We start from the raw sequence: 25,169 nt of genomic DNA, 5'->3' as shown, positions 1-25,169 counted from the left end.
GGTTTTGGAAGCGTGCCGGGTTGACGTGGATGGGCGTCCACGGGCGGCGGGATTTCGGGTGTCCGAAGGGCAACGGGTCCGGGTGCGGGGTGGTCAAGAGTCCGGTCTGGCTGAGGAAGAAGCCCTCTCGACGTTTCAGGAGCCCGAGACCCCCGCTGTTCGGGTCGCGGGCCGAAGTGCCGACTTCGCGGCCCTGGTCAAGTCAGCCGGGATGCACTGCGAGCGACTCTCCGAAAGACTTCCCGAGGGGCTCCAACCGGGCTTATCGCGCAGGCCGTGGAGTCGGCGCGTGGATGGTGCGGGGCTGACTCTGGAAGAGGCCTTGGTTGATCTGTTTCCTGGAGCTTCAGCACTCCTCCTGAACCGTTTGGATCAGCCGGTTTCCGGTCTGGTCCTGGTGGCCCTGCATGGGCAGGCGGCTCGGGATTATGCCGCGTGGCAGGATCAGGGCCGGGTGCGCAAGGAGTATCTGGCCGTGGTGCATGGGAGGCTGAGTGGGTCCGTGGTGATCCGGGGGGCTTTGGACACGGCCAAGCGGCGCAAGGTGCGGGCTTTGAGCGTGGAAGAGCCGGATGCGCTGCGCTGGACACGGGTGACGCCTCTGGTCGCGACCAAGGCTGAGTGCCTGAAAGTCGTGGAAGCTTTGGGACAGTCGGCGCACCTAGGAGGGGGAGGTGTCTCAAAAATCCCTTGGGAGACCGCTTGGGAACGTACCGGGGAAGTCACTCCGGTTCGGGTGGAAATACTCAAGGGCCGTCGACACCAGATCCGGGCGCATTTGGCGTCCATCGGCCATCCGGTGTTGTTCGACCCGTTATACGGCTCAGGGCCGGATCTGGGCTGGATCGGCCTGCATCATCGAGAGATTCTCCTTCCGGGATTTCGGGCCGATTCAGGTAAGGAATTCAGATTGATCCAGGGACAAGGATGAAGCCGACGACTTTTTTTCAAAAAAATGTCGCCCGGAGAGCTTGCATTTTTTATCGGCCCCATGTAAATGCCTCTCTCTTTGTGGCTGGCGTAGCTCAACGGTAGAGCAGCTGACTTGTAATCAGCAGGTTGCGGGTTCAAATCCCATCGCCAGCTCCATGAAGTCGACCAAAAGGTTGATCGGAGGGGTTCCCGAGTGGCCAAAGGGAACAGACTGTAAATCTGTCAGCGTAAGCTTTCGGAGGTTCAAATCCTCCCCCCTCCACCATAATTTTTTTTGAGATTGCTGTAGGAGACAGGACGTTCCGAGGGCCTGTTGCTGGACTACACGACGATATATGTGTCAGCGCCCGTGCGGGAATAGCTCAATTGGCTAGAGCATCAGCCTTCCAAGCTGAGGGTTGCGGGTTCAAGTCCCGTTTCCCGCTCCACATCGGCCTCCCTATTTGCTCCACGCAGCATACCGAGCCCACATAGCTCAGTCGGTAGAGCACTTCCTTGGTAAGGAAGAGGTCACCGGTTCAAATCCGGTTGTGGGCTCCATCTCTTTTGACGACTCGGTCGGGAGCGCTTTTTGTTTCATTTTTGCGCCGTCGTTGTTCTTCGGCAACATTTTTACTCAAAATTCACGTTAGGGGGATCGTATGGCCAAGGCAAAATTTCAGCGGACCAAACCGCACGTAAACGTCGGCACCATCGGCCACATTGACCACGGCAAGACGACATTGACCGCCGCGATTACCAAGATGCTGAGCATCAAGGGCGGAGCGAACTTCGTCCCGTTCGACCAGATCGACAAGGCGCCCGAGGAAAAGGAGCGCGGGATCACCATCGCCACGGCGCACGTGGAATACGAGACCGCGAACCGGCACTACGCCCACGTGGACTGCCCGGGTCACGCCGACTACATCAAGAACATGATCACCGGCGCGGCCCAGATGGACGGCGCTATTCTGGTGGTCGCGGCCACGGACGGCCCGATGCCCCAGACCCGCGAGCACATCCTGCTTGCTCGTCAGGTCGGCGTTCCCTGCCTGTTGGTGTTCATGAACAAGGTCGATCTGGTGGACGACCCGGAACTGTTGGAGCTGGTGGAGCTGGAAGTCCGCGAACTGCTGTCCAAGTACGGCTTTCCCGGCGACGACGTTCCGGTGATTCAGGGCAGCGCCTTGAAGGCTCTGGAAGCCGACAGCGTGGACAGCCCTGATGCCAAGTGCATCTTCGACCTGATGGACGCCCTGGACAGCTACGTTCCGGAGCCGGTGCGCGACATCGACAAGCCTTTTTTGATGCCCATCGAGGACGTGTTCAGCATTTCCGGTCGCGGCACCGTGGTCACCGGCCGTGTTGAGCGCGGCGTGGTCAAGGTCGGTGAGGAAGTGGAGATCGTTGGGATCAACGAGACCCGCAAGACGGTCTGCACGGGCGTTGAGATGTTCCGCAAACTCCTTGACCAAGGCCAGGCCGGCGACAACATCGGTGCGCTCTTGCGCGGCGTGAAGCGCGAGGAAGTGGAACGCGGACAGGTTCTGGCCGCTCCCAAGTCCATCACCCCGCACCGCAGGTTCGTGGCCGAGGTGTACGTGTTGTCCAAGGAAGAGGGCGGTCGGCACACCCCGTTCTTCAGCGGATATCGACCGCAGTTCTACTTCCGGACCACGGACATCACCGGCGTGGTGACCCTGGCCGAGGGCGTGGAAATGGTCATGCCCGGGGACAACGCGACCTTCAACGTGGAGCTGATCGCCCCCATAGCCATGGAACTGGGCGTACGCTTCGCCATCCGTGAAGGCGGCCGAACCGTCGGCGCCGGCGTCATCTCCGAAATCGTCGAATAACCCGGTTTCGGCATCCTGAACTATAAGGAAGCGTTATGCGAATCAATGTTTTGCTGGCTTGCCTCGACTGCAAGCGACGCAATTACGCCACGGAGAAAAACAAGAAAAACTCCACGGGGCGGATCGAAATGAAGAAGTTTTGTCCGTTCTGCGGAGGGCATCGGGTCCATCGGGAAACGAAGTAATCGACGTTTTCTCTGTAATGCAGGCCAGTAGCTCTAACGGTTAGAGCACCGGACTCCAAATCCGGGGGCTGGGGGTTCGAATCCCTCCTGGCCTGCCAACTTCTTAACGGATGGGATATGGCGAAACTACAATCTGGTGACGAAAAAAAGGCTCCGGCCAAACGCTTCGACATCAAGGAAAAAGCGCTTCAGTTCAAGGATTTTGTTGAGAAATCCAAACTGGAACTGAAAAAGGTAACTTGGCCGACACGCAAGGAGACGACGGCTACCTGTATGGCCGTCGTCGTTCTCGTGGTCATCATGTCGCTCTTTCTTGGTCTCGTCGATCTGGCCCTGGCTAAGATCGTTGAAGTAATACTCTACTAGGCACGAATTTTCTCGTCCAATTCCTCCTGTTCGGCCTTACGGCGCTCACGGCGGGCAACCCTCGATATCCATGGAAACGACAACACCGAAACCGCAATGGTACATCGTTCACACGCACACGGGATTTGAACAACGTGTTGAACGAACCATCAAAGAAATGATCCGGACCAGCAGGACGCTTGGTCTGATCGAGGAAGTCGTCGTTCCGACGGAGAAGGTGGTGGAACTTGTCAAGGGGGAGAAAAAAACCTCCACGCGCAAGTTTTACCCCGGCTATATCATGGTTAAGATGATTCTGACCGACGAGTCCTGGCACCTAGTCCAGTCCCTGCCCCGGGTGACCGGTTTTTTGGGGGGTAAGAACAGGCCGTTGCCGATGCCGGAGCGAGAGGCGTTGAAAATTTTGGACATGATGGAAACACGTCAGGAGCAGCCCCGTCCGAAATTTTCTTTTGAACGCGGCGACGAGGTGCGTGTCATCGACGGACCGTTCGCCAATTTCAACGCCGTTGTGGAAGAGGTCAACTACGATAAGGGCAAGCTGAAGGTGACGGTCTCCATTTTCGGGAGGCAGACGCCGGTGGAACTGGAATTCGTCCAGGTGAGCAAAACATAATTCCGTACTGTCGCGGATCATTGAGCAGGTATATTCATGGCTAAGAAAATCAAAGCGAAAATCAAGCTCCAGGTTCCGGCCGGGGCTGCCAACCCTTCTCCCCCTGTAGGACCCGCCTTGGGTCAGCACGGGGTGAACATCATGGAGTTCTGTAAGAGCTTCAATGCCAAGACGCAAGACCAAAAAGGCATGATCACGCCCGTGATCATCACGGTGTATGCGGACAGAACCTTCACTTTCGTCACCAAGACCCCGCCGGCTTCGGTGCTGCTGTTGAAAGCCGCCAAACTGGACAAGGGATCCGGCGAACCGAACAAGACCAAAGTCGGCAAGGTCTCCAAGGCCCAGGTGGAGGAGATCGCCAAGTTGAAGATGCCGGATCTGACCGCGGGGAGCCTCGATGCCGCCATGTTGACCGTTATGGGAACAGCGCGGAGCATGGGACTCGAGGTTGAAATTTAGGGGAAAGGAAGAAAGATCATGCCTACACATGGAAAAAAATATCGCAATGCCGTCCAAGATCTGGACCTGAAGAATAAGTTCCCGGTCAAGGATGGCTTGGATTTGGCCTTGAAGCTTTCCTATGCGAAATTCGACGAAACCGTCGACGTCGCCGTCTGTCTCGGAGTTGATCCGAAGTATTCTGATCAAATGGTCCGAGGCGCGGTGACCTTGCCGCACGGCCTGGGCAAGGAAGTCCGTGTCGCCGCGTTCTGCAAGGGTGACAAGGAAGCCGAGGCCAAGGAAGCCGGAGCCGATTTCGTCGGTGCCGAGGATCTGATTGAAAAAATCAAGGAAGGCTGGCTTGAATTCGATCAAGCCGTGGCCACTCCGGACATGATGGCCCAGATCGGAAAGATCGGACGGATACTCGGGCCGCGTGGCCTGATGCCCAATGCCAAGACCGGGACCGTCACCTTTGACATCGGCAAGGCGGTCAAGGAAATGAAGGCCGGTCGCGTCGAGTTCAAGGTGGACAAAGCCGGCGTGATCCACTCTCCGTTGGGCAAGGTTTCCTTCGGTGCGGACAAGCTCGTGGATAATTTGCGCACCGTCGTGGACACCCTCACCCGTCTCAAGCCCGCTTCGGCCAAGGGAACCTATTTTCGTTCCATGGCCGTATCCACGACCATGGGGCCTGGCATCAAGCTCGATATGCAGAGCATGCCGAGAGACTGAGATCCCGCCGCAAGTCATCCATCGAGCCCGCGTCCGCGGGCTCGAGGTTTCATTTTTGGATGGCAAATCCGGAGTCAAAGACAGCAGGTGGGGCGATCTCCTTAATTTCCTGCCGAGACCCGCTTTGGCTCTTCTTTGCCACATCATGCCGCAAAGGAGGTGAAAACACGTGAACAGAACGCAAAAAGGCGAAGTCATCGAGAAATTGCGAGGCAAGGCTTCCACGGCCAGCATCGCCATCGTGACGGACTTCAAGGGCCTGAAGGTTGAAGAAGTGACGCCCTTGCGCGTCAAGCTTCGGGAATCTGGGGTGGACTATCATGTCGTCAAGAATACCTTGGCCCGCATCGCTCTGGACGGCACGCCGCACGCGGTCTTGAACGACTCGCTCAAGGACTGTTGCGCTATTGCCTTTGCCGCCGGGGACCCGGTCGCCGCGGCCAAGATTCTCGTCGAATTCGAAAAGGGCGCCAAGAACTTCAGTACCCGTTTCGCGAGCCTCGAGGGCAAGTTTCTTTCCAACACTCAGATCGACGAGTTGGCCAAGCTGCCCGGAAAGGAAGTGCTACTGGCCAGGGCCCTGGGAACCATGAACGCGGTGCCGACCAATTTCGTCGGGTTGTTCGCCAATATTTTGCGGAACTTTCTGTACGCCTTGAACGCGATCAAGGACCAGAAGGAACAGACGCAGTCCGTTTAATCTTACGAGCCAAAGCTTAAGCCATCAGGAGGAACTATCATCATGAGCGTTACCAAAGAACAAGTTGTTGAATTCATCTCCAACATGACCGTCCTGGAACTCGCCGAGTTCATCAAGGAACTGGAAGAAAAGTTTGGCGTATCCGCCGCGGCTCCCGTGGCCGCCGTTGCGGCTGCTCCTGTTGCCGGAGCTGATGCGCCGGCCGCCGAGGAAAAGACCGAGTTCGACGTCGTCCTGGCCAGCGCCGGCGGCAACAAGATCAACGTGATCAAGGTCGTTCGCGCTTTGACCGGCTTGGGGCTGAAGGAAGCCAAGGCCAAGGTCGACGAAGCGCCTTCCGTGATCAAGGAAGCCGCATCCAAGGCCGACGCCGAGGACGCGAAGAAGCAGTTGGAAGAGGCCGGCGCGACGGTCGAGTTGAAGTAGTCGCGAACCAGATGAGTATTTCAGGAAGCGTGGGATTCCCGCGCTTCCTGTTTCCGTTTTGTTTTTCAGCCCGCATCGAACTCGTCTTCTTCCGAAATTACCAGGGCCAACGGAACACTTGGAAGGAGAATGATCACCGCGCTAAGGTGAATGTCAGGACAATTTCCTTTCGTAATGCTCGAAAATTGATTGGCTTCACGGTCGGCCGCTTTGAAAGATGAAGCGCCATACGTCACGGTCCGTGCTAACATTCCATTCTGTACGCACTTAGAGCATTAACCGTCAACATTTCTTCGATTTCCGAATCTACAATTAAGATTTTTTTACAGTTCCATGTTACTTGGCATGATCCACCGTGTTCATCTTTTATCTGATTCAGGACGATGAATCAATCTCTTCAAAGATGAGGATTGTCTTGGTCGGCGACAATCGATCAACAATCAAATGCCGCTGCAACATTACGCCCATGCGCCTTGCGCGCATTTATCATAGAAACTTTTTACACGCATTACGTTGAGGGTGACGATGACACAACTTGTTAAAAAGTTTGGAAAAATCCAAAGTGTTCTCAATACTCCCCATCTTCTCGAACTGCAAATTCAATCCTATCTCCACTTTCTTCAAAAGGATATCGCGACGGCCGCGAGAGCAGATGTTGGACTTGAAGGCGTTTTCCGCTCAGTTTTTCCCATTCACGACTTCAACAAAACCGCGACGTTGGAGTTCGTCAGTTACGAAATTGGTCAACCCAAGTTCGACGTTGCCGAATGCTTGGCCAAGGGGTTGCACTACGAAGCCCCCGTTCGCATTCGCGTCCGGCTTGTGGTCTTCGACGTCGATGAGGAAACAGATAGCCGGTCCATACGGGACATCAAGGAACAAGACATCTATTTCGGGACCATTCCCTTGATGACGGAAAAGGGCACGTTCATCATCAACGGCACCGAACGGGTAATCGTCAACCAGTTGCAGCGTTCCCCCGGGATAATTTTTGAGCACGACTTCGGCAAGACGCATACCAGCCGCAAGGTCCTCTACTCCTCGCGAATCATCCCCATGCGTGGTTCCTGGTTGGATTTCGAGTTCGACCACAAGGACATTTTCTATGTTCGCATCGATCGGCGTCGCAAAATGCCGGTGACCATCCTGCTCAAGGCCATGGGGATGACGAACGAGGATATTCTCAACTTTTTTTACAAGACCGAATACTATCAACTCGACGGCGGCAAGATCTATCGCGAGATACAAGAAAATTTAGTCCGCAAGGAGCAACTCTACGCTGACGTGGTTGATTCTTCCGGAGAGGTTCTGGCTTCGGCTGGAACCATGGTCAAGGCTCGAATTTGGAAGAAGATTGTCAAGGAAGGGATTTCCAAACTGGAGATCGACCCTGCACAACTGCCCGGTCAGTTTCTGGCCCAGGACGTCGTTCACCCAGAAACCGGGGAAATATTGGCCCTGGTGGGCGACGAAATTTCCGAAGCGTTCCTGGAGCAGTGCAAGGAAGCCAATCTGTTGCGCCTCCCGGTGCTGTACATCACCGGAGTTGAAGTTTCGGCCACGGTTCGCGAGACCATGCAGCTGGACAAGACTACGGATATCGAGTCCGCTCAGGTGGAGATCTTCCGCCGGTTGCGCCCCAGTTCTCCGCCCACTGCCGAGGTGGCCGCGACCTTTTTCGACAATTTGTTCCGCAATCCCGATTACTACGATCTTTCCCCGGTAGGCCGGTATAAGCTGAATTCCAGGCTGGGTCTGGACGTTCCCCACGATCAGCGGACTTTGACCAACGACGACATCCTCAGGGCTCTGAAACATCTGGTGGACTTGAAGGACTCGCATGGGCCGTCCGACGATATCGACCACCTGGGCAATCGCCGCGTCCGTCCTGTAGGTGAGCTGGTGGAGAACCAGTACAGAATTGGCTTGGTGCGCATGGAACGAGCCATCAAAGAGCGGATGAGTCTCCAGGACGTGGCCACGCTGATGCCGCACGACTTGATCAATCCCAAGCCGGTGGTGGCCGCGATCAAGGAATTCTTCGGCACTTCTCAGCTTTCCCAATTCATGGACCAGACCAACCCCCTTTCCGAGGTGACCCACAAACGACGTCTTTCCGCGTTGGGCCCCGGCGGTCTGACCCGCGACCGGGCCGGTTTCGAGGTCCGCGACGTGCATACCAGCCATTACGGCCGGATTTGTCCCATCGAAACTCCTGAAGGCCCGAACATCGGCTTAATCGTCTCCATGACCACTTTTGCCCAGGTCAACGCCTTCGGGTTCATCGAAAGTCCGTACCGGATCGTGAAAAACGGTCAGGCCTCTCTGGATGTATTGTACATGGACGCCTCCCGCGAAGGCGGGGAGGTCATTGCTCAGGCCAACGCCGAGTTGGACCAGGACGGTCGCTTCGTCAACGAGATCGTCACGGCCCGGGTCAAGGGCGACTTCGCCCTGGTCAATCGAGATGAGGTGACCTTGATGGACATCTCTCCAAGCCAGATCGTTTCGGTTTCCGCGTCCCTGATCCCTTTTCTGGAACACGACGACGCCAACCGGGCCTTGATGGGGTCGAACATGCAGCGTCAGGCCGTTCCTTTGCTGCGCTGCGAGCGGCCCATCGTCGGTACGGGCATGGAGAGCATCGTGGCCCAGGATTCCGGAAGCTGCGTTCTTGCCGCCGGGGACGGCATGGTTCGATATGCCGATTCCGAACGTATCGTGGTTAGCTACGAGGGCGACCTGTTTCCCGAAACCGGCGGATTGAAGGTTTATGAGCTGCTGAAGTTTCACAAGTCCAACCAAAATACCTGCTTCGGTCAAAAGTCGTTGGTTATGGAAGGCCAGCCCATCTCCAAGGGGCAGGTGCTGGCCGACGGACCTGGAATTCAGCAGGGCGAACTGGCCTTGGGCAAGAACCTGCTCGTGGCCTTCATGCCCTGGTGCGGCTACAACTTCGAGGATTCCATCCTGATTTCCGAGCGGGTGGTCAAGGAAGACGTCTTCACCTCCATGCATATCGAGGAGTTTGAATTGGTGGCTCGAGACACCAAGCTGGGCCCCGAAGAAGTGACCAAAGACATCCCCAATGTCGGCGAGGAGATGCTGCGCAATCTGGATGAAAGCGGAATCATCCGCATCGGCGCGCCGGTTCAGCCTGACGATATTCTTGTGGGCAAGATCACGCCCAAGGGCGAGACCCAGCTCACACCCGAGGAAAAATTGCTTCGGGCTATTTTCGGCGACAAGGCCCGGGACGTGAAGAACTCTTCGCTCAAGGTTCCACCGGGCATCGAGGGTACGGTCATCGACGTGCGGGTCTTCAACCGACGGATGGGAGACAAGGACGATCGTTCCAAGGCCATTGAAAAGGACAAGTTGATCCGGCTGGAGGCCAAGGAGCGACAGATCGTTTCCGGGCTGACCGAGGCCATGCGGGAAAAGGTCTGGCGGTTGGTGGACGGAAAGCGACTTGGGCAGACCCTGATGGGCAAGCGTAAGGGTGAAGTGCTCGTGGAAGCGAACATGTTCATGACCCGCGATGTTCTAGACCAGGTGCCCTTGAAGAAACTGGCCGGATTGTTCGTGCTCAAGACCGTGAACGACGAGATTCAGGAGTTGATTCAGGACTATGAACGACAGATCGGCTTTGTTCAGGAGTCCTACAAGATCAAAAGCGAACGGATCACCGAGGGCGACGATTTGCCCCCGGGCGTGATCAAGATGGTTAAAGTGTACGTGGCCGTGAAGCGCAAGCTATCCGTGGGCGATAAGATGGCCGGCCGTCACGGCAACAAGGGCGTGGTCTCCTGTATTTTACCAGAAGAAGACATGCCGTTCTTCGCCGACGGAACCCCGGTGGACATTGTCCTGAATCCGCTGGGCGTGCCCTCGCGAATGAACATCGGGCAGATCATGGAAACCCACCTGGGTTGGGGCGCGCTGGAACTGGGCAAACAGGTGGCCCGGATGGTTGAACAGGGCGACGATGTGGCCCAGTTACGCCGGGAGATCAAGGACGTTTTCGACTCGGAGGCCATTTCTTCCTTGGTCGACGAGCAGGACGACGAGGAATTCGTCGCCGCCGTGCGGGAACTGCGCAACGGGATCATTACCAAGAGTCCGGTTTTCGACGGCGCCCACGAGGATGAAATCTGGAAGTGGCTGCGCAAGGCCGGATTACCGGATGACGGCAAGAGCGTCCTCTTTGACGGCCGCACCGGCGAGGCCTTCCACAACCGGGTGACCGTAGGCAGCATGTATATCCTGAAGCTGCACCATTTGGTGGACGAAAAAATCCATGCTCGTTCCACGGGGCCTTACTCTCTGGTCACCCAACAGCCACTGGGCGGCAAGGCTCAGTTCGGCGGGCAGCGGCTGGGCGAGATGGAAGTCTGGGCCATGGAAGCCTACGGCGCGGCCCATGTGCTCCAGGAATTCCTGACCGTCAAGTCCGACGACGTCACCGGCCGGGTGAATATGTACGAGAAGATCGTCAAGGGCGACAACTTTCTCGAGGCTGGTCTGCCGGAGTCCTTCAACGTGTTAATCAAGGAATTGATGTCCCTGGGGTTGGACGTCACGTTGCTCCAGGAAGATAAGAAGAAACGCCGCGGTTCCGCCTAGCAGGGCGTTGGAAAGCATCCCGGGCGCAAAGCCGCCATCGGGATGCCGGACGGCTTGCGACGGAGCTTTTTTCTCGATCGGAGACCATCCGGTCGGGATTGAGAGCGGTTTACCACAGAGAGTGATCCGAGGACCCAAAGGGGGACACACAATGTCATTAGATGAACTTTTTTCCATGCGGGGAAGTTCTTCAACCACGCCCAACAGCAAGACGCTCAAGGGCATCAAGATATCCATCGCCGCGCCGGAGACCATTCGCGAATGGTCCTTCGGCGAGGTCAAGAAGCCGGAAACCATCAACTACCGAACCTTCAAACCAGAGAGGGACGGTCTGTTCTGCGCCAAAATTTTTGGCCCGGTCAAGGACTACGAGTGCAATTGCGGCAAGTACAAGCGGATGAAACACCGGGGGATCGTCTGCGAGAAGTGCGGGGTGGAAGTGATCGCCTCCAAGGTCCGCCGGGAGCGGATGGGCCACATCGAGTTGGCCTCGCCGGTGGCTCATATCTGGTTTCTGAAAAGCCTGCCCTCCAAGATCGGCACCCTTTTGGACATGACCATGGCCGATTTGGAAAAGGTGCTCTACTTCGATTCCTTCATCGTTCTGGATCCCGGGCAGACCAACCTGCTGAAGTATCAGGTTATCTCCGAGGAGCAATACTATCAGGTGATCGAACACTTCGGTGAAGACGCGATCACCGTGGGCATGGGGGCGGAATCCATCCGCAAGCTGATCGAGGAGTTGGACCTGGCGGCGCTCAGGACCGAGTTGCGTGAAGAGGGCGCCAAGACCAAGTCCCAGACGAAAAAGAAGAAGGTGGCCAAGCGCCTTAAGATTATCGAGGCTTTTCTGGAATCCGGAAATCGACCGGAGTGGATGATCATGGAAGTCATTCCGATCATTCCGCCGGAACTGCGGCCCCTGGTGCCCCTGGACGGCGGTCGCTTCGCCACTTCGGATCTCAATGACCTCTACCGCAGGGTGATCAACCGAAACAACCGCCTGAAACGGCTGATGGAACTGGGCGCTCCGGACATCATCATCCGCAACGAAAAGCGGATGCTCCAGGAGTCCGTGGACGCGCTGTTCGACAACGGTCGGCGCGGACGGCCGATTTCCGGAACGAATGGACGTCCGCTGAAGTCCCTGAGCGACATGATCAAAGGCAAGCAGGGCCGGTTCCGTCAGAATCTTCTGGGCAAACGGGTGGACTATTCCGGCCGCTCGGTGATCGTGGTCGGGCCGAAGCTGAAGCTGCACCAGTGCGGCCTGCCCAAGAAGATGGCCCTGGAGTTGTTCAAGCCGTTCATTTACTCCCAGTTGGAAAAGCGCGGATTGACCACGTCCATCAAGGGCGCGAAGAAAATGGTCGAGCGCGAGGACGTGGTGGTCTGGGATATCCTGGAGGACGTGGTCCGCGAATACCCGATCATGCTTAACCGGGCCCCCACGCTGCACCGCCTGGGGATTCAGGCCTTTGAACCGCTGCTGGTGGAAGGCAAGGCCATCCAGTTGCACCCGCTGGTCTGCACCGCGTTCAACGCGGACTTTGACGGCGATCAGATGGCCGTGCACATTCCTTTGTCCATCGAGGCCCAGATCGAATGCCGGGTGTTGATGATGTCCACCAACAATATTCTGTCCCCGGCCAACGGGGTGCCGATCATCGTTCCCAGCCAGGATATCGTGCTCGGCTTGTTCTACCTGACGGTGGATCGCTCCTTCAGCAAGGGGGAAGGCAAGGTTTTCGCGAATTCGTGGGAGGTCAGCGCGGCGTATGACGCCGAGGCCATCGACCTTCACGCCCGGATCAAGGTCCGGATGGACGGGAAGCTGGTGGACACCACTCCGGGCAGAATCCTGGTGGCGGAGCTGCTTCCTCCGGGGGTCCCGTTTGAGTTGGTCAACCAACTTCTGAACAAGAAAAGCATCGCCCGCCTGGTGGGTGAGGCGTATCGTCGGGCCGGGATCAAGGCCACGGTCATCCTCTGCGACCGCCTCAAGGACATGGGGTACGAGTTCTCCACTCGGGCTGGCCTGTCCGTGGGCCTGAAGGACTTGACGATCCCTGAGCAAAAGGAAGTCATCCTGAACAACTCTTTTGAAGAGGTGACCCACATCGAGGCCCAGTACCGCGACGGCATCATCACCCGGACCGAGAAATACAACAAGGTCGTGGATGTCTGGACCAAGGCCACCAATGACGTTGCCAGGGAAATGATGCACACGATGTCTCATGAGGTTCTGACCGATGAAAAAACCGGGAGGCAAGAGGAGAATATCAGCTTCAACCCGATCTTCATGATGTCCACCTCCGGCGCGCGGGGCAACCCGGACCAGATGCGTCAGTTGGCCGGGATGCGAGGTCTGATGGCCAAACCGTCGGGGGAAATCATTGAAACGCCGATCACGGCATCGTTTCGTGAGGGCCTGACTGTGCTCCAGTACTTCATTTCCACTCATGGAGCGCGCAAAGGCTTGGCGGACACTGCGCTGAAGACGGCCAACTCGGGGTACCTGACTCGGCGTCTGGTGGACGTGGTCCAGGACGTGCAGATCTATGAAAAGGATTGCGGCACCGTGGACGGCCTGGACATCGGACACATGATCAAGGCCGGAGAGATTAAGGAGCGGCTGAGTCAACGCGTTGCCGGTCGGTTGACCATGTTCGATGCCTTCGACCCGGTCACGGACGAGGTGATGATTCCGGCGAACACCCTGATCAGCGAGCAGTACGCACAAATGATCGAGACCTCGGGCCTGAACTCCATGACGGTGCGCTCGGTGGTCACCTGCAAGAGCCCCCACGGGGTCTGCGCGTCCTGCTACGGCCAGGATCTGGCAACGGGCCGTCTGGTTAACGTGGGCGAGGCCGTGGGGATCATCGCGGCCCAGTCCATCGGCGAGCCGGGTACGCAGCTGACCATGCGCACCTTCCACATCGGCGGCACCGCGTCCAAAGAAATAGAACAGTCCTCCATTACGGCTCATTTCATCGGACGGGTGATATTGTCCCGGGTCAAAACCGTGGAGAACTCCGAAGGCCATGCCCTGATCATCAACAAGAGCGGTCAGTTGAGCATCGTGGATGATCAAGGCCGGGAGCGGGAAAAGTACACCTTGCCCTTGGGCGCGAAGCTGTTCGTTCAGGATCAGCAGGAAGTGGAGAAGGGCAAGCTGCTGGTGGAATGGGATCCCTTTAACGAGCCTTTCGTCGTGGACGTGGAAGGTTCGGTTCGGTTTACGGACATCATTGAGGGGCGGACCTTCCAGGACAAGATGGATGAGACCACCTTGCGGACCACCAAGACCATCATCGAGTATCGGACGACCAATTTCCGTCCGGCTATCGCCATCCTTGACGATCAGGGCAACCAGGTGACTCGTCCGGGGACCAATTCACCGGCCATGTTTCAGTTGCCGGTGGGCGCGGTGCTCATGGTCCAGGACGGCGACCAGGTCCGTCCCGGAGACATCATCGCCCGCAAGCCGCGAGAGACCTCTAAGACCCGCGACATCGTCGGCGGTCTGCCCCGGGTAGCCGAGCTGTTCGAGGTCCGCAAGCCCAAGGAACTAGGGGTGGTTTCGGAAATCGACGGGATCGTTTCCTTCGGCCCGGACGCCAAGGGCAAGCGCAAGCTGATCGTCACTCCGGACACCGGGGATCCGAAGGAATACCTAGTGCCCAAAGGCAAGCACATCACGGTGCAGGAGGGAGACTTGGTCGAAGCGGGGGAACTCCTGACCGAAGGCTATCCCGAGCTGCACGACATCCTGAAGATCAAGGGCGAGAAGCAGTTGGCCAAGTATCTCGTGGAAGAGGTCCAGGATGTGTATCGGCACCAGGGTGTGCAGATCAACGACAAGCATATTGAAGTGATCGTTCGCCAGATGCTGAAAAAGGTCCAGGTCATCGAGCCGGGAGAGACACCTTTTCTTCTGGGCGAGCAGGTGGACAAGCATCGCTTCATGCATGAGAATCTGCGCTGTTTGGAAAACGGGCTGCAGCCGGCGGTGGCCGAGCCGCTGGTGTTGGGCATCACCCAGGCTTCCTTGAACACGGACTCGTTCATCTCCGCAGCGTCGTTCCAGGAAACGACCAAGGTCCTGACTGAGGCTTCCTTGCGCGGCAAGGAAGACTATCTGATGGGACTGAAGGAAAACGTGATCGTCGGGCGACTCGTTCCGGCCGGTACGGGGTATCGGCGCTACACGGATTGCGACATCATCGTCCCGGAACAGCCGGAGCGCGAGGATTCTTTTCTGGAGGACCTGGAACAGGACCACCTGTTGGTAGGCGAATACTGACCACCAGCGGGCGCATGCCTCGGGCATAATCACGGCTTGGCTTCGTGATTGTCCGCGGAAAGTGGGAACCGGTCGTCCGGTTTCCACTTTTTTACGCCCGAAACCGCGGCAAGTTGTTGGTGTTCAGATCGGAGTTTATAACAAGGGTTGACAAGCAGGGTTGGAAATAATAAACATCCCCTCTTTTGACGTTCAATCTGGAGACGCAAGTATGCCCACGATAAGTCAGTTGATTCGCAATGAGCGGAAGAAAATCGAAAAGCGGAAAAAGACTCCGGCCCTGCAAAGCTGTCCACAACGACGCGGCGTCTGTGTCCGGGTTTATACAACCACCCCGAAGAAGCCGAACTCGGCGTTGAGGAAAGTGGCCAGGGTCCGGTTGACCAACGGGATCGAAGTTACCTCGTACATTCCCGGGGAAGGTCATAATCTTCAAGAGCACTCCGTGGTCATGATTCGCGGCGGTCGCGTCAAGGACCTGCCCGGCGTGCGATACCACATCGTTCGCGGCAGCCTGGACACTTCCGGGGTACAGGATCGTCGTCAAAGCCGCTCCAAATACGGGGCGAAGCGACCAAAATCGTAAAAGGACCAGAGAAACATGCCAAGAAAAGGACCCATTCCGAAGCGAATCATTCTGCCAGACCCGGTGTACGGCAGTCAGTTGGTCACCAGGTTCATCAATCGGTTGATGTATGGTGGAAAGAAAAGCGTTGCCGAGGGCATCTTCTTTCAGGCCCTGGACTTCCTCTCCGAGAAAACTCAGGAGCCGGCATTGAAGTCGTTCGAGCAGGCCGTGGACAACGTCCGTCCCCAGGTCGAGGTTAAGTCTCGGCGCGTGGGCGGCGCGACCTATCAGGTTCCGGTGGAGGTCGCTCCTGGCCGACAAACCTCGTTGGCCATCCGGTGGCTGATCAACTACTCCCGGAATCGCGGGGAGAAGGGCATGGTGCAGCGTCTGGGCGCGGAGCTTCTGGATGCCTACAATAAACGCGGTGGAGCCGCGAAAAAGCGGGAAGACACGCATAAGATGGCCGACGCGAACAAGGCCTTCGCGCATTTTCGCTGGTAAGGAAGGATTTACACGTGTCAAGAACCGTACCTATTGATCGGCAGCGCAATATCGGCATTATGGCCCATATTGACGCCGGAAAGACGACGACCACCGAACGTATCCTGTTTTATACCGGGGTATCGCATAAGCTCGGTGAGGTTCATGACGGGCAGGCGGTCATGGACTGGATGGTCCAGGAGCAAGAGCGAGGGATTACCATCACTTCCGCGGCCACGACCTGTTTCTGGAAGGATTACCGGGTCAACATCATCGATACCCCCGGCCACGTGGACTTCACGGTGGAAGTGGAGCGGTCCTTGCGGGTTCTTGACGGAGCCGTAGCCGTGTTTTGCGCGGTGGGCGGAGTGGAGCCTCAATCCGAAACCGTCTGGCGACAGGCCGACCGCTACAAGGTGCCGCGCTTGGCCTTCGTGAACAAGATGGACCGGACCGGTGCTGATTTTTTTCGCGTCGTGGAGATGATCAAGGAGCGTCTCAAGGCGAAGCCCGTTCCCTTGCAGATTCCCATCGGAGCCGAAGAAAATTTCAAAGGCATCATCGACCTGATTCAGGGCAAGGCCCTGTTTTTCGACGACGGTTCCGTGGTGGTCAAAGAGTACGCTTATGTCGACATTCCCGATGAGTACCGCGAGGAGTACGATTCTTGGCGTCAGCTCATGCTGGAAGCCGTAGCCGAGGAAGACGAGGAGCTTCTTGAGAAATATCTGGGCGGCGAAGTGCTGGAGCCCGAATCCGTGATGAACGCCGTTCGCGCGGCTACCATATCCATGAAGATTTGTCCGGTGCTGTGCGGTTCGGCTTTCAAAAATAAAGGGGTTCAGCCGTTACTGGATGCCGTCGTGGCCTTCTTCCCGAGTCCGTTGGACGTGGCGGAGATGAAGGGGACCAACCCCGATACCGGCGAGGAGATGACCAGTCCCTGTGACGACAATTTGCCGTTGAGCGCCTTGACCTTCAAGCTGGCCAATGATCCGTATGTCGGCCACCTGGCTTTTCTGCGCGTCTACTCTGGGAAGATCGAAAGCGGAATGACCGTGGTCAACGTCAGTAGCGGTAAAAAAGAACGCATCGGTCGTCTGTTGAAGATGCATGCCAACAAGCGGGAGGAAATCAAGGAGGCTTTCGCCGGGGACATCGTCGCCGCCGTCGGCCTGAAGCATGCTTCCACCGGAGATACGCTCTGTGCTCCGGAGCGGTTGATCATGCTTGAATCCATGGATTTCCCCGAGCCGGTCATCGAAGTGGCCATTGAGCCCAAGACCAAGGCTGACCGAGACGCCTTGAGCCAGTCCCTGGCCAAACTGGCCAAGGAAGATCCATCCTTCAGGGTCAAAACCAATGAAGAGACCAACCAAACTTTGATCGCCGGGATGGGCGAACTGCATCTGGAAATCATCGTCGACCGCTTGACCCGAGAATTCGGAGTGAACGCCAACGTCGGCCAGCCCCAGGTGGCGTACCGGGAAACCATCACCGTTCCGACGAAGCAGGAAACGCGGTACGTCAAGCAAAGCGGCGGTCGTGGCCAGTACGCCCACACCGTCATGGAACTCGAGCCCCAGGAACCGGGCGTTGGATTTGCCTTTACCAATTCCATCGTCGGCGGTGTCATTCCCAAGGAATACATTCCGGCCGTCGAGAAGGGGGTCAAGCACGCCATGAGTTCCGGTGTTTTGGCCGGGTTCCCGGTGGTGGACATAGCGGTGAAGTTGGTTTTCGGTTCTTTCCATGAGGTTGACTCCTCGGAACAGGCCTTTTTCATCGCCGGTTCCATGTGCTTCAAGGAGGCCTGCCGTAAAAGCAAGCCGGTTCTCCTTGAACCGGTGATGTCCGTGGAAGTTCTGACCCCGGAGGATTATCTCGGCGACGTCATGGGCGACGTCAACGGACGCAGAGGGAAAATCACCAACCTGGAGTCCCGGCACGGAACGCAGATTATTCGTGCGCACGTTCCGTTGAGTTCCATGTTCGGCTATGCCACGCAGCTGCGTTCCATGACCCAGGGACGGGCCAGCTACAGCATGCAGTTTGACCATTACGAACGAGTTCCGGCGCAAATCGCCGAAGAAATCATTTCCAAGCGGAAGTAGGGGGATCATATGGCCAAGGCAAAATTTCAGCGGACCAAACCGCACGTAAACGTCGGCACCATCGGCCACATTGACCATGGAAAAACGACGTTGACCGCCGCGATCACCAAGATGTTGAGCATCAAGGGCGGAGCGAACTTCGTCCCGTTCGACCAGATCGACAAGGCGCCCGAGGAAAAGGAGCGCGGGATCACCATCGCCACGGCGCACGTGGAATACGAGACCGCGAACCGGCACTACGCCCACGTGGATTGCCCGGGTCACGCCGACTACATCAAGAACATGATCACCGGCGCGGCCCAGATGGACGGCGCTATTCTGGTGGTCGCGGCCACGGACGGCCCGATGCCTCAGACCCGCGAGCACATCCTGCTTGCTCGTCAGGTCGGCGTTCCCTGCCTGTTGGTGTTCATGAACAAGGTCGATCTGGTGGACGACCCGGAACTGTTGGAGCTGGTGGAGCTGGAAGTCCGCGAACTGCTGTCCAAGTACGGCTTTCCCGGCGACGACGTTCCGGTGATTCAGGGCAGCGCCTTGAAGGCTCTGGAAGCCGACAGCGTGGACAGCCCTGATGCCAAGTGCATCTTCGACCTGATGGACGCCCTGGACAGCTACGTTCCGGAGCCGGTGCGCGACATCGATAAGCCTTTTTTGATGCCCATTGAGGACGTGTTCAGCATTTCCGGTCGCGGCACCGTGGTCACCGGCCGTGTTGAGCGCGGCGTGGTCAAGGTCGGTGAGGAAGTGGAGATCGTTGGGATCAACGAGACCCGCAAGACGGTTTGCACGGGCGTTGAGATGTTCCGCAAACTCCTTGACCAAGGCCAGGCCGGCGACAACATCGGTGCGCTCTTACGCGGCGTGAAGCGCGAGGACGTGGAACGCGGACAGGTTCTGGCCGCTCCCAAGTCCATCACCCCGCACCGCAGGTTCGTGGCCGAGGTGTACGTGTTGTCCAAGGAAGAGGGCGGTCGGCACACCCCGTTCTTCAGCGGATATCGACCGCAGTTCTACTTCCGGACCACGGACATCACCGGCGTGGTGACCCTGGCCGAGGGCGTGGAAATGGTCATGCCCGGGGACAACGCGACCTTCAACGTGGAGCTGATCGCCCCCATAGCCATGGAACTGGGCGTACGCTTCGCCATCCGTGAAGGCGGCCGAACCGTCGGCGCCGGCGTCATCTCTGAAATCATCGAATAGGGTACGACCATGAACAGCGATCGCATCAGGATCAAACTCAAGGCCTTTGACTACAGGATTTTGGACAAGGCCGTGGCCGAGATCGTCGACACGGCGCGGAACACCGGAGCCGGACTTGCCGGGCCGATTCCCATTCCGACAAATATTCATAAGTACACCGTGAATAGGTCCGTGCACGTGGATAAGAAGTCTCGGGAACAATTCGAGGTCCGGGTTCACAAACGTCTTCTGGACATTCTGGAACCGACGCAACAAACAGTGGACGCCCTGGGAAAGCTGAATCTTCCTGCCGGCGTCGACGTGGAAATCAAGTTATAACGGGGGCAAGTCATGTCGAATACACTTGGAATCCTTGGCCGAAAGCTGGGAATGAGCCGAATTTTCGGGAGCGACGGAATGGTCATCCCGGTAACGGTGATCCAGGCCGGTCCGTGCCCCATCGTCCAGGTCAAGGAACGCGCTAAGGACGGATATTCCGCTTTACAGGTCGGTTTTGAAGAGTCCCGGCCCAATAAGTTGAACAAGCCTCTGAAAGGTCATTTGGACAAGGCCGGAAGTGGTTATTTTCGAAATCTGCGCGAGTTTCGTATTGAATCCGTCGAAGGGTACGAAATCGGACAGGCTCTTGGGTTGGAGATGTTCACGCCTGGTGAAAAGGTCAAGATCACCGGCAACTCCAAGGGAAAGGGCTTTGCTGGCGTTGTGAAGCGCTGGGGGTTTCGCGGTGGATCAGCATCTCACGGCGCGGAAAAAATCCATCGCAACGCGGGAGCCATTGGGTGCAACACCAAGCCCGGGCGCGTCATCAAAGGAAAGAAGATGGCCGGTCACATGGGAGACCGCAAGACTTCATATAAGAATGTCGAGGTCGTGGCCATCCGTGCTGGGGATAATTTGCTGCTGGTCAAAGGGCAGATTCCCGGACCGAAGAACGGGCTTGTGATTGTCAGAAAGCAACAGGCGTAAAGAATAAAAGGTGGATGAAATGGCTGTGGTCGATATTTTAAATCAGCAGCGACAGGTTGTGGGTGAATTGACGCTGGATCCCGACGTTTTCGAGGTTGAAGCGCGCCCAGAGATTCTCCATTTGGTGGTACGGGCGCATTTGGCCGCGAAGCGCTCTGGAACCGTTGGTGTAAAGACCAGGTCCACTATTCGCGGCGGCGGGAAAAAGCCCTGGCGTCAAAAGGGAACAGGCAGGGCTCGCGCCGGCTCGAATCGCTCGCCTTTGTGGCGTTCCGGCGCGGTCACCCATGGCCCCACGGCCAGAGATTACTCCTTCAAGGTCAATAAAAAGGTTCAAAAGTTGGCCATGCGCATGGCGCTTTCCGCTCGCCTGGCTGATCAGAATCTGGCCGTGGTTGACGGCATAAGGCTTGAAGAGATCAAAACCAAGACGCTTAATCAATTCGTACAGCTTTTCGACATGCCGAAGGTCTTGATTGTTCTTTCGGAAGTGGATAACAACCTTACGCTTTCGTCCCGGAACATTCCCGGAGTGTCCGTACGGACCGCTGACGGCGTCAACGTCTATGAGGTGTTGCGTCACCCGTGGCTGATGGTCTCCGCCGCTGCCGTCGAATCACTTCAGAAAAGGTTGAAATAGCCATGAACTACACGCAAATTTTGCTTCGACCGCACGTCTCCGAAAAGGCGACGCTGATCAAAAGCGCGGCCAACCAGGTGGTCTTTCAAGTCCATCCTTCCGCTAATAAGATTGAAGTCAAGAAAGCGGTTCAGGACGCCTTTGACGTGAAGGTAAGCAAGGTCAACATCGCACGGAAAAAGACGCTCACCCAACGCAAGGCCAATCGCCGACTCGTTCGCGACACCGGTTTCCGGAAAGCTTATGTGACCCTTGCCGAAGGCGAGAAAATAGATTTTTTTGAAGGGGTCTAACCAATGTCTATACGTAAGCTCAAACCGACATCTCCCGGGACGCGTTTTCAGTCCGTATCGGAGTTCGCCGAGATCAATCGCGGCAAGCCTGAAAAGTCATTGACCAAGGGACGCGCCAAAAAAAGCGGACGAAACAACCTTGGAAGAATTACTTCTCGACGGAGAGGCTCCGGTCACAAGAGACGTTTTCGGGTCATCGATTTCAAGCGAGATAAATTTGATGTTCAGGCTAAAGTGGCCTTCATCGAGTACGACCCGAACCGCAGTGCCCGCATTGCTCTGCTGCATTACGCCGATGGCGAGAAGCGGTATATTTTGGCCCCTGACGGAGTCAAGGTCGGAGATACCATCGTCGCTGGCAACGAGGCGGATATTTTTCCAGGCAACGCTATGTACTTGTCGAGAATTCCCGTTGGAACGATTATCCACAACGTTGAGATGACGCCGGGCAAGGGTGGACAGCTTTGTCGCAGCGCTGGAACCTACGCGCAACTCGTGGCCAAGGAAGAAAAGTATGCCTTGCTGCGTCTTCCTTCAGGTGAAGTGCGCAAAATTTTGGCAACCTGTCGGGCCACAGTGGGGCAGGTCGGTAACACGGACCACGAACAGGTTTCCATTGGTAAGGCTGGACGAAATCGCTGGCTCGGTCGGCGGCCCAAGGTCCGTGGCGTTGCCATGAACCCGGTCGACCATCCCTTGGGCGGCGGTGAAGGCAAGAGTTCCGGTGGGCGGCATCCCTGTACGCCCTGGGGAAAACCGACCAAGGGTTATAAGACCCGCAATCGCCGGAAGCCGTCTTCGAAGCTTATCGTCAAACGTCGCGGCCAGAAATAGGAGTCACGGATATGCCACGATCAGTAAAAAAAGGTCCTTTTGTCGACGGGCATGTGCTCAAGAAAGTGACCAAGGCCAATGAAACGAATGATCGAAAAGTGATCAAGACATGGTCACGACGTTCGACGATTGTTCCCGAAATGGTGGGGCTGACCTTTGCCGTACATAACGGCAAAAAATTCATTCCCGTCTTTGTTACGGAAAACATGGTTGGTCATAAGCTTGGTGAGTTTTCACCCACCAGGACCTTTCATGCCCACGCCGGTGGCAAAAAGAGCGCTGTAAAAGGCAAAAAGTAGTTCTGGAGGCTTTTGATCATGGAAGCGAAATCTGTCGCGCGGTTCGTACGCATCTCCTCACAGAAGGCTCGGCTGGTGGCCGCCAATGTCCGGGGAAAGAATGTCGAGGAAGCGCGGAAAATTTTGAAGTTTACTCCGAAAAAGGCTGCCGCCGTGTTGGACAAGGTATTGCATTCCGCCATCGCCAATGCGGAACAACTCGGCGGAGTGGATGTGGATACGTTATACGTGAAAAACATCATTATCAATGATGGTCCATCTTGGAAACGTATGCGCCCACGGGCCATGGGGCGCGCCTATCGGGTCCTGAAACGGACAAGTCATATCACCGTCATTGTTGAGGAAGCGTAGGAGGATATAGAATTGGGCCAAAAGACGCATCCCATTGGATTCCGGCTTGGGTACACCAAAAATTGGCAGTCCAGGTGGTTCAGCAAAAAAGATTACGCAGCTTTCGTGTATGAAGATAGGCTGATTCGTAATTTCTTGAAGAAAACCTTGTACCATGCCGGCATTTCCAAAATTGAAATTGAAAGAGCCGCCAGCAAGATCAGGCTGATCCTCTTTACCGCTCGACCTGGTATCGTGATTGGACGAAAAGGCGTGGAAATCGAGAACTTACGGACGACCTTGAAGAAAAAGTTTCAAAAGGATTTCGCGCTGGAAGTCATTGAAATCCGTCGACCGGAGACCGATGCTCAATTGGTCGCTGAAAATGTCGCGTTGCAGCTCGAACGCAGGGTGGCTTTTCGCCGTGCCATGAAACGAACCGTCGGGTTGGCGAGAAAATTCGGTGCGGAAGGGATTAAGATCAATGTCGCCGGACGCTTGGGCGGAGCTGAAATCGCCCGGAGCGAATGGAATCGTGACGGACGTGTTCCGCTACACACCTTGCGAGCCGATATTGATTATGGGCAAGCCATTGCAAAGACCACGTATGGCGTGATTGGCGTGAAGGTTTGGATTTTTAAAGGTGAGATTCTTGACGAGGTGATTCAGTAATGTTGAGTCCCAAAAAAGTTAAATTCCGAAAGCAACAGAAAAACCGCATCAAGGGCTCGGCCTTACGCGGCAGCTTAGTGGTTTTCGGAGATATCGGACTGAAGGCCTTGGAGCCCGGAAAGCTGACCAATCAACAGATCGAGTCTGCTCGTATTGCCATGATGCGGCATATCAAACGTGGCGGAAAAGTCTGGATCCGAGTTTTTCCCGACAAACCCATTACCGCCAAGCCCGCTGAAACACGTCAGGGGAAAGGAAAAGGTGCTCCAGTCGGTTGGTGCGCACCAGTCCGCCGGGGTCGTGTTTTATACGAAATCAAAGGGGTCAGCCTGGAGCTTGCTTCAGAGGCCCTACGTCGGGCTTCCTACAAGCTGCCCATCAAGACCAGTATCGTGTATCGGGAGGCCTAAGTCATGAAATCTAAAGAATTACGCGAACTCTCCGGCACGGAACTCAGTGAAAAACTTCTTGAATTTCGCAAGGAACTGTTCAACCTGCGCTTTCAGCATAAAACCGCTCAGCTGGAGAACACACAGCGGTTGCCTTATGTACGGAAGACCGTGGCCCGGATACTGACGGTATTGTCTGAGCAAAACGCTGGAGCAAAATCATGAACGCTGAGTTGAAACAGAAGACCAAGCGCACGGAAGTCGGCGTCGTTCTCAGTAACAAGGCTGAGAAGACAGTTGTCGTTTCTGTGAACAAGCTGGAAAAGCATCCACTGTTCAAGAAGTACATCCGTCGACGAAAAAAAATGATGGCGCACGATGAACTTAATCAATGCAATATCGGTGACACCGTCGAAATTATTGAAAGCCGACCATTGAGCAAGCGCAAGTGCTGGCAACTTAAACAAGTACTGCTAAAGGCTGTCTAAGAGGCTATTATGATCCAGGTTCAATCTTTGCTCGACGTCGCCGACAACTCTGGCGCGAAGAAGGTCTTCTGCGTCAAGGTGCTCGGTGGAAGTCATCGCAGATACGCATCTATCGGCGATATTATCGTCGTTTCCGTCAAGGAAGCCATGCCGCACTCCAAGGTTAAGAAGGGCGAGGTGATGCGCGCCGTCATCGTCCGGACCAAAAAGGAAGTCAACCGACCGGATGGATCCTTCATTCGGTTCGACAACAACTCAGCCGTACTTCTGAACAAGCAGAATGAGCCCGTTGGAACACGTATTTTCGGACCTGTCGCTCGTGAGTTGCGGGCCAAGAATTTTATGAAAATTGTTTCCTTGGCTCCGGAAGTACTGTAGGTGAGTAATATGAAAAATCGAAAGATTCATAAAAACGACAAGGTCATGATCATGGTGGGGAAGGAAAAAGGTAAGATCGGCAAGGTCTTAAAACTATTTCCTAAAACTGAACGTATCCTCGTTGAGGGCGTTAATAAGGTCAAACGGCATTCCAAGGGCAATCCCTATAAGGGGGAAGCTGGCGGGATCAAGGAAAAGGAAAATCCTTTGCACTTATCCAACGTGACGCTTGTTTGTGATAACTGCGCCAAGCCCACCAGGGTTGGGTACAAGATCATCGACGCGGACAAAAAAGTGCGTTTTTGTAAAAAGTGTAACGAAATTATTGCGTAAGGTG

The 25,169-nt window shown here is 56.1% G+C and carries 28 protein-coding genes and 5 tRNA genes; all 33 read left to right on the top strand.

Features of this window, described 5'->3' with window-relative positions:
- On the top strand, window positions 1-931 hold a 931-nt coding region (locus C6366_RS07070), incomplete at its 5' end, for an RNA pseudouridine synthase (protein ID WP_146164790.1).
- A gap of 83 nt (window positions 932-1,014) precedes the next feature.
- Window positions 1,015-1,089: transfer RNA gene (locus tag C6366_RS07065), tRNA-Thr, on the top strand.
- A 23-nt stretch (window positions 1,090-1,112) separates the two neighbouring features.
- Window positions 1,113-1,198: transfer RNA gene (locus C6366_RS07060), tRNA-Tyr, on the top strand.
- 86 nt (window positions 1,199-1,284) lie between these two features.
- Window positions 1,285-1,361, top strand: a tRNA-Gly gene (locus C6366_RS07055).
- 36 nt (window positions 1,362-1,397) lie between these two features.
- Window positions 1,398-1,473: transfer RNA gene (locus C6366_RS07050), tRNA-Thr, on the top strand.
- A gap of 101 nt (window positions 1,474-1,574) precedes the next feature.
- Window positions 1,575-2,768, top strand: a complete 1,194-nt coding sequence (gene tuf / locus C6366_RS07045) for an elongation factor Tu (RefSeq protein WP_107736619.1) — start codon at window positions 1,575-1,577, stop codon at window positions 2,766-2,768.
- 35 nt (window positions 2,769-2,803) lie between these two features.
- Complete coding sequence (rpmG, locus tag C6366_RS07040) at window positions 2,804-2,953, top strand: 50S ribosomal protein L33 (RefSeq protein WP_028573510.1); 150 nt, start codon at window positions 2,804-2,806, stop codon at window positions 2,951-2,953.
- Window positions 2,954-2,974: 21 nt separating this feature from the next.
- Window positions 2,975-3,051: transfer RNA gene (locus C6366_RS07035), tRNA-Trp, on the top strand.
- A 19-nt stretch (window positions 3,052-3,070) separates the two neighbouring features.
- Window positions 3,071-3,319 (top strand): preprotein translocase subunit SecE, encoded by a 249-nt coding sequence (gene secE / locus C6366_RS07030; protein WP_107736618.1) that lies wholly within the window; start codon window positions 3,071-3,073, stop codon window positions 3,317-3,319.
- A gap of 70 nt (window positions 3,320-3,389) precedes the next feature.
- Window positions 3,390-3,935, top strand: coding sequence for a transcription termination/antitermination protein NusG (gene nusG, locus C6366_RS07025; RefSeq protein WP_107736617.1), 546 nt, complete (start codon window positions 3,390-3,392; stop codon window positions 3,933-3,935).
- Window positions 3,936-3,971: 36 nt separating this feature from the next.
- Complete coding sequence (gene rplK, locus C6366_RS07020; protein ID WP_028573513.1) at window positions 3,972-4,397, top strand: 50S ribosomal protein L11; 426 nt, start codon at window positions 3,972-3,974, stop codon at window positions 4,395-4,397.
- A gap of 18 nt (window positions 4,398-4,415) precedes the next feature.
- Window positions 4,416-5,114: a 50S ribosomal protein L1 gene (gene rplA, locus C6366_RS07015; protein WP_107736616.1), complete on the top strand. Its 699-nt coding sequence runs from the start codon at window positions 4,416-4,418 to the stop codon at window positions 5,112-5,114.
- A gap of 169 nt (window positions 5,115-5,283) precedes the next feature.
- Window positions 5,284-5,814, top strand: a complete 531-nt coding sequence (gene rplJ, locus C6366_RS07010; RefSeq protein WP_107736615.1) for a 50S ribosomal protein L10 — start codon at window positions 5,284-5,286, stop codon at window positions 5,812-5,814.
- A gap of 42 nt (window positions 5,815-5,856) precedes the next feature.
- On the top strand, window positions 5,857-6,240 hold the full coding sequence (rplL, locus tag C6366_RS07005) for a 50S ribosomal protein L7/L12 (protein WP_107736614.1): 384 nt from the start codon (window positions 5,857-5,859) through the stop codon (window positions 6,238-6,240).
- Between the two features lie 525 nt (window positions 6,241-6,765).
- Window positions 6,766-10,866, top strand: coding sequence for a DNA-directed RNA polymerase subunit beta (rpoB, locus tag C6366_RS07000; RefSeq protein WP_107736613.1), 4,101 nt, complete (start codon window positions 6,766-6,768; stop codon window positions 10,864-10,866).
- A 151-nt stretch (window positions 10,867-11,017) separates the two neighbouring features.
- The gene (gene rpoC / locus C6366_RS06995) at window positions 11,018-15,175 is read left to right on the top strand and encodes a DNA-directed RNA polymerase subunit beta' (RefSeq protein ID WP_107736612.1); all 4,158 of its coding nucleotides are present in this window, start codon (window positions 11,018-11,020) and stop codon (window positions 15,173-15,175) included.
- A 211-nt stretch (window positions 15,176-15,386) separates the two neighbouring features.
- Window positions 15,387-15,761, top strand: a complete 375-nt coding sequence (gene rpsL / locus C6366_RS06990) for a 30S ribosomal protein S12 (protein WP_028573519.1) — start codon at window positions 15,387-15,389, stop codon at window positions 15,759-15,761.
- Window positions 15,762-15,776: 15 nt separating this feature from the next.
- Complete coding sequence (rpsG, locus tag C6366_RS06985) at window positions 15,777-16,247, top strand: 30S ribosomal protein S7 (protein ID WP_107736611.1); 471 nt, start codon at window positions 15,777-15,779, stop codon at window positions 16,245-16,247.
- 14 nt (window positions 16,248-16,261) lie between these two features.
- Window positions 16,262-18,340, top strand: coding sequence for an elongation factor G (gene fusA, locus C6366_RS06980; RefSeq protein ID WP_107736610.1), 2,079 nt, complete (start codon window positions 16,262-16,264; stop codon window positions 18,338-18,340).
- Between the two features lie 9 nt (window positions 18,341-18,349).
- Window positions 18,350-19,543: an elongation factor Tu gene (tuf, locus tag C6366_RS06975; RefSeq protein ID WP_107736609.1), complete on the top strand. Its 1,194-nt coding sequence runs from the start codon at window positions 18,350-18,352 to the stop codon at window positions 19,541-19,543.
- Window positions 19,544-19,552: 9 nt separating this feature from the next.
- Window positions 19,553-19,861: a 30S ribosomal protein S10 gene (gene rpsJ / locus C6366_RS06970; protein WP_028570868.1), complete on the top strand. Its 309-nt coding sequence runs from the start codon at window positions 19,553-19,555 to the stop codon at window positions 19,859-19,861.
- A gap of 12 nt (window positions 19,862-19,873) precedes the next feature.
- Complete coding sequence (rplC, locus tag C6366_RS06965; RefSeq protein WP_107736608.1) at window positions 19,874-20,509, top strand: 50S ribosomal protein L3; 636 nt, start codon at window positions 19,874-19,876, stop codon at window positions 20,507-20,509.
- 19 nt (window positions 20,510-20,528) lie between these two features.
- A complete protein-coding gene (gene rplD / locus C6366_RS06960; protein WP_107736607.1) occupies window positions 20,529-21,149 on the top strand; it encodes a 50S ribosomal protein L4 in 621 nt (206 codons plus the stop codon).
- Window positions 21,150-21,151: 2 nt separating this feature from the next.
- The gene (rplW, locus tag C6366_RS06955) at window positions 21,152-21,442 is read left to right on the top strand and encodes a 50S ribosomal protein L23 (protein ID WP_031388526.1); all 291 of its coding nucleotides are present in this window, start codon (window positions 21,152-21,154) and stop codon (window positions 21,440-21,442) included.
- Window positions 21,443-21,445: 3 nt separating this feature from the next.
- Window positions 21,446-22,276 carry a 50S ribosomal protein L2 gene (gene rplB / locus C6366_RS06950; RefSeq protein WP_107736606.1) on the top strand — a complete coding sequence of 277 codons (831 nt, stop codon included), beginning with the start codon at window positions 21,446-21,448 and terminating at the stop codon, window positions 22,274-22,276.
- 11 nt (window positions 22,277-22,287) lie between these two features.
- Window positions 22,288-22,575 (top strand): 30S ribosomal protein S19, encoded by a 288-nt coding sequence (gene rpsS / locus C6366_RS06945; RefSeq protein WP_028570873.1) that lies wholly within the window; start codon window positions 22,288-22,290, stop codon window positions 22,573-22,575.
- 18 nt (window positions 22,576-22,593) lie between these two features.
- The gene (gene rplV / locus C6366_RS06940; protein WP_107736605.1) at window positions 22,594-22,926 is read left to right on the top strand and encodes a 50S ribosomal protein L22; all 333 of its coding nucleotides are present in this window, start codon (window positions 22,594-22,596) and stop codon (window positions 22,924-22,926) included.
- 12 nt (window positions 22,927-22,938) lie between these two features.
- Window positions 22,939-23,577: a 30S ribosomal protein S3 gene (gene rpsC / locus C6366_RS06935; RefSeq protein ID WP_107736604.1), complete on the top strand. Its 639-nt coding sequence runs from the start codon at window positions 22,939-22,941 to the stop codon at window positions 23,575-23,577.
- Window positions 23,577-23,987 carry a 50S ribosomal protein L16 gene (gene rplP, locus C6366_RS06930; protein ID WP_107736603.1) on the top strand — a complete coding sequence of 137 codons (411 nt, stop codon included), beginning with the start codon at window positions 23,577-23,579 and terminating at the stop codon, window positions 23,985-23,987. The genes rpsC and rplP overlap by 1 nt, the downstream gene beginning before the upstream one ends.
- A 3-nt stretch (window positions 23,988-23,990) precedes the next feature.
- Window positions 23,991-24,191, top strand: a complete 201-nt coding sequence (rpmC, locus tag C6366_RS06925) for a 50S ribosomal protein L29 (protein WP_107736602.1) — start codon at window positions 23,991-23,993, stop codon at window positions 24,189-24,191.
- Window positions 24,188-24,454 (top strand): 30S ribosomal protein S17, encoded by a 267-nt coding sequence (gene rpsQ / locus C6366_RS06920; RefSeq protein WP_107736601.1) that lies wholly within the window; start codon window positions 24,188-24,190, stop codon window positions 24,452-24,454. Before rpmC ends, rpsQ begins: the two co-directional genes overlap by 4 nt.
- Before the next feature lie 9 nt (window positions 24,455-24,463).
- A complete protein-coding gene (gene rplN, locus C6366_RS06915) occupies window positions 24,464-24,832 on the top strand; it encodes a 50S ribosomal protein L14 (protein ID WP_107736600.1) in 369 nt (122 codons plus the stop codon).
- A gap of 9 nt (window positions 24,833-24,841) precedes the next feature.
- Entirely contained in the window at window positions 24,842-25,165 is a 324-nt protein-coding gene (rplX, locus tag C6366_RS06910) for a 50S ribosomal protein L24 (protein WP_107736629.1), read from the top strand.
- The last annotated feature ends 4 nt before the right edge of the window (window positions 25,166-25,169 follow it).

This window comes from Desulfonatronum sp. SC1 (assembly GCF_003046795.1).
GTDB lineage: Bacteria > Desulfobacterota > Desulfovibrionia > Desulfovibrionales > Desulfonatronaceae > Desulfonatronum.
Note: the sequence above shows the minus strand (reverse complement) of the source record. Positions and strands in the feature narration are given on the sequence as shown.